Source organism: Oscillibacter sp. KLE 1728 (assembly GCF_934833455.1).
GTDB classification, from domain to species: domain Bacteria; phylum Bacillota; class Clostridia; order Oscillospirales; family Oscillospiraceae; genus Oscillibacter; species Oscillibacter welbionis.
In genome coordinates this window covers 1-3,286 of record NZ_CAKVVF010000134.1, presented here as the reverse complement: position 1 = coordinate 3,286, position 3,286 = coordinate 1, and the positions used below count along the sequence as shown (strand labels likewise).

The following is a 3,286-nucleotide window of genomic DNA, read 5'->3' as shown; positions in this document are numbered from 1 at the left end:
GAGAAGAGCAGATCATTGTCCCGGCCGATGGCCCAGTTTTGATCGACGACGACGATGGCATTCACAGCGCAGGCCTCCTCAAATAGCGATGGGGATCTGGTCCTCGAAGGGGGCGGGGATGTAGTCCTCCAGGGAGAAGCTGTCCCGGGTAAAGGCGTAGAAGTCCGTCACGGACGGGTCCATCCGGAACACCGGCGCCGAGGACGGCGTCTGGGCCAGCATCTTTTCAATGATGGGCACATGGCGGTCGTAGATATGGGCGTCCGCGATCACGTGGACCAGTTCGCCGGGCACCAGGTCGCTGACCTGGGCCAGCATGTGGACCAGCACCGCGTACTGCACTACATTCCAGTTGTTGGCGGCCAGCATGTCCTGGCTCCGCTGGTTCAAAATGGCGTTGAGGACATTCCCGGAGACGTTGAAGGTCATGGACCAGGCGCAGGGGTACAGATTCATCTCATGGAGATCCTGGTGGTTGTAGAGACTGGTGAGGATGCGGCGGGAGGCGGGGTTGTGCTTCAGGTCGTACAGCACCCGGTCCACCTGGTCCATCTCCCCTTCGGGATACTGGTGCTTGATGGAGAGCTGGTAGCCATAGGCCTTGCCGATGGAGCCGTCCGGATCCGCCCACTCATCCCAGATGTGGCCGTTCAGGTCGTGGATGTTGTTGGACTTTTTCTGCCAGATCCACAGCAGTTCGTCCACCGCGGTCTTCCAGTAGGTCCGGCGGAGGGTCAGGATGGGGAACTCCTCCTGAAGGTCATAGCGGTTGACGATCCCGAATTTTTTCACAGTGTGGGCGGGAGTACCGTCCTCCCAATGGGGACGGACGGGCAGGTCTGTGTCCCAGACCCCGTGGTCCAGAATGTCCCGGCAGTTTTGCAGAAAGAGCGCATCGGCACGGCTCATGGGGGTCCCTCCTCAGCGTTGGGTATTTTTTTCAGTATAGCAAATCCGGGAGAAAAACACAATCGGCAGATGAAGCCCCGGCCGCCAAATTGGGGGCGTCTTTTCCTGTGCCTGTTGTGAAAATCGGCTATGTGTGGTAGAATACCTGCAAAACGGGCCCTGCCTCATCGGGCGCGGCGCCCGGTTCCACGGCCGAAGAGTGACCCGGCGGATGCTCCGGCGGGCGGAAAAGGAGGCGGGAGATGCCGGACCGGAAGGAGATCAACAAGCGGGGCTATCTGAAGGAGGACTTCCGGCTGTTCCACCTGAAGGACAGCCGGGCCCAGAAGGTGGACTATCACTACCACGCCTTTGACAAGCTAATCCTTCTCCTGGGGGGAAAGGTCACCTATGTGGTGGAGGGCGTCACCTACTTCCTTCAGCCCTGGGACCTGCTGCTGGTGGGACACGACCTGATCCACCGGCCCATCATCGACCCGGCGGAGCCCTATGAGCGGGTGGTGATCTGGCTGGGACGGGAGTGGCTGGAGCGGCGCAGCGACCCCGGCGAGGCGCTGGACACCTGCTTCGACACCACCCGGGAGCGGGGGTTCCACCTGCTGCGCTTCGACGCAGAGCGGCGGCTCCACTATATGCAGCGCATCCAGCAGCTGGAGGAGGCCCTGCGGGACCGGAGCTTCGGCGCCGCCCGCATGGCGGATACCCTCTGCCAGCAGATGCTGATCGACGTGAACCGGGATGTGCTGCGCTCCCGCACCGCCCAGGAGGAGCGGGACAGCTACCGGGTGGACCCCAAGATGGAGGAGGTGCTCCGGTACATTCTGGACCATCTGGGAGAGGAGCTGACGGTGGAGTCCCTCTCCAAGCGGTTTTTCATCAGCCGGTACTATCTGATGCACCGGTTCAAGGCCGTCACCGGCTACACGGTCCACCAGTACATCAGCCAGAAGCGGCTGCTGCGGGCCGGGGAGCTGATCCGCGCCGGCGTGCCGGTGATGAAGGCGGCGGAGCAGGCCGGATTTGAGGAGTATTCCACCTTCCTGCGGGCCTTCCGCGGCACCTTCCACATGAGTCCCCGGGAGTTCCGGTGACGAGGATACGGCAAAAGCCCGCCCGGGGATCGCTCCCCGGGCGGGCTTGCTGTTACTGGGCCTCGCCGGCTGCCAGGCGGAGGATAGCCTCCATGTCCGCGGGCTGGATCTTCACGAAGCCGCCGAAGGGGAAGCCGCCGGGCTTCTCCGCCCGGTGGGCCACCATGTCCGGGATGTCTTTGGCCTTGGCTCCCAGCTCGTCAAAGGTGATGGGCATCCCCAGGGAGTGGAAGAAGAGGCACAGCTTCTCGATGCCCTGGCGGGCGGTGGCCTCCGGGTCCGCAAAGTTCATCTCACAGCCGAAGACCCGCACGGCGAACTGGGCCAGCCGGACGGGATCATGGGGCAGCACGTACTCCATCCAGGCGGGCAGGATCACCGCAAGACCCGCGCCGTGGGCGCAGTCGTAGAAGGCGGAGAGCTCATGCTCGATCTGGTGGCTGGCCCAGTCCTGCTCCCGGCCCACGCCGCAGGAGTTGTTGTGGGCCAGCATCCCTGCCCACATCAGGTCCGCCCGGGCGGCGTAGTCATTGGGATCGGCAATGGCCTTGGGGGCCGCGTCCAGCACGGTCTTCAGCAGGGCCTCGCACAGCCGGTCCGTCAGCCCCACGTCGGGAGTGTTGGTGAAGTACCGCTCCATGATGTGGGCCATCATGTCCACCGCGCCGCTGGCGGTCTGGTAGGCAGGCAGGGAGCAGGTGAACCGGGGGTTCAGCACGGCGAATTTCGGGCGGATGACATCCGTCTTGGGGCAGCCCCACTTCAGGTTGCCCCGCTCCTGGGTGATGACGCAGCTGTCGGACCCCTCGCTGCCGGCGGCGGAGATAGTCAGCACCACGCCCACGGGCAGCGTCTTCTCGATCTTGGCGGCGCCGGTGAAGAAATCCCAGAAATCCCCCTTGTACAGCGCGCCGAAGCCGATGGCCTTGGCGGTGTCGATGACACTGCCGCCGCCCAGTGCCAGCAGGAAGTCCGCGCCGGTCCGCCGGACCAGGTCGATGCCCTCGTAGACCTTGCCGCTGCGGGGGTTGGCCTGGACGTCGGAGAGCTCTGTAAAGGGGATGCCCGCGGCCTCCAGGGAGGCGGTGACGGCGTCATAGGCGCCGTTGCGGCGGACGGACCCGCCGCCGGTGACCAGCAGTACCCGGCTGCCGCCGAACCGGCGCACCAGCGCGCCGGTGTTTTTCTCTTCTCCATCGCCGAAGGTGAAGAGGGTGGGGGAGTAGAAGGTGAAGTTGTTCATGGATGAAGTTCCTTTCCTTAAAGATTCAACAACATAATCAGTC

At 63.9% G+C, this 3,286-nt stretch carries 3 protein-coding genes; 1 reads left to right on the top strand and 2 read right to left on the bottom strand.

Annotated elements, in window-relative coordinates; all coding sequences use genetic code 11:
• Positions 1-78: 78 nt before the first annotated feature.
• Positions 79-909, bottom strand: coding sequence for a thymidylate synthase (thyA, locus tag QVE23_RS10760; RefSeq protein ID WP_287554229.1), 831 nt, complete (start codon positions 907-909; stop codon positions 79-81).
• Positions 910-1,151: 242 nt separating this feature from the next.
• Here thyA and QVE23_RS10755 point away from each other — a divergent pair, with 242 nt between their 5' ends.
• The gene (locus QVE23_RS10755) at positions 1,152-2,000 is read left to right on the top strand and encodes an AraC family transcriptional regulator (RefSeq protein WP_021749678.1); all 849 of its coding nucleotides are present in this window, start codon (positions 1,152-1,154) and stop codon (positions 1,998-2,000) included.
• A 52-nt stretch (positions 2,001-2,052) separates the two neighbouring features.
• On the opposite strand, the gene QVE23_RS10750 is transcribed toward QVE23_RS10755, so the two are convergent.
• On the bottom strand, positions 2,053-3,243 hold the full coding sequence (locus QVE23_RS10750) for an iron-containing alcohol dehydrogenase (RefSeq protein ID WP_025544551.1): 1,191 nt from the start codon (positions 3,241-3,243) through the stop codon (positions 2,053-2,055).
• Between the last annotated feature and the right edge of the window lie 43 nt (positions 3,244-3,286).

What these genes read in the sequence shown, in the direction of transcription:
- QVE23_RS10750 (WP_025544551.1), bottom strand. Translation starts at nt 3,243, where the DNA reads ATGAACAACTTCACCTTCTACTCCCCCACCCTCTTCACCTTCGGCGAT.
- QVE23_RS10755 (WP_021749678.1), top strand. Translation starts at nt 1,152, where the DNA reads ATGCCGGACCGGAAGGAGATCAACAAGCGGGGCTATCTGAAGGAGGAC.
- thyA (WP_287554229.1), bottom strand. Translation starts at nt 909, where the DNA reads ATGAGCCGTGCCGATGCGCTCTTTCTGCAAAACTGCCGGGACATTCTG.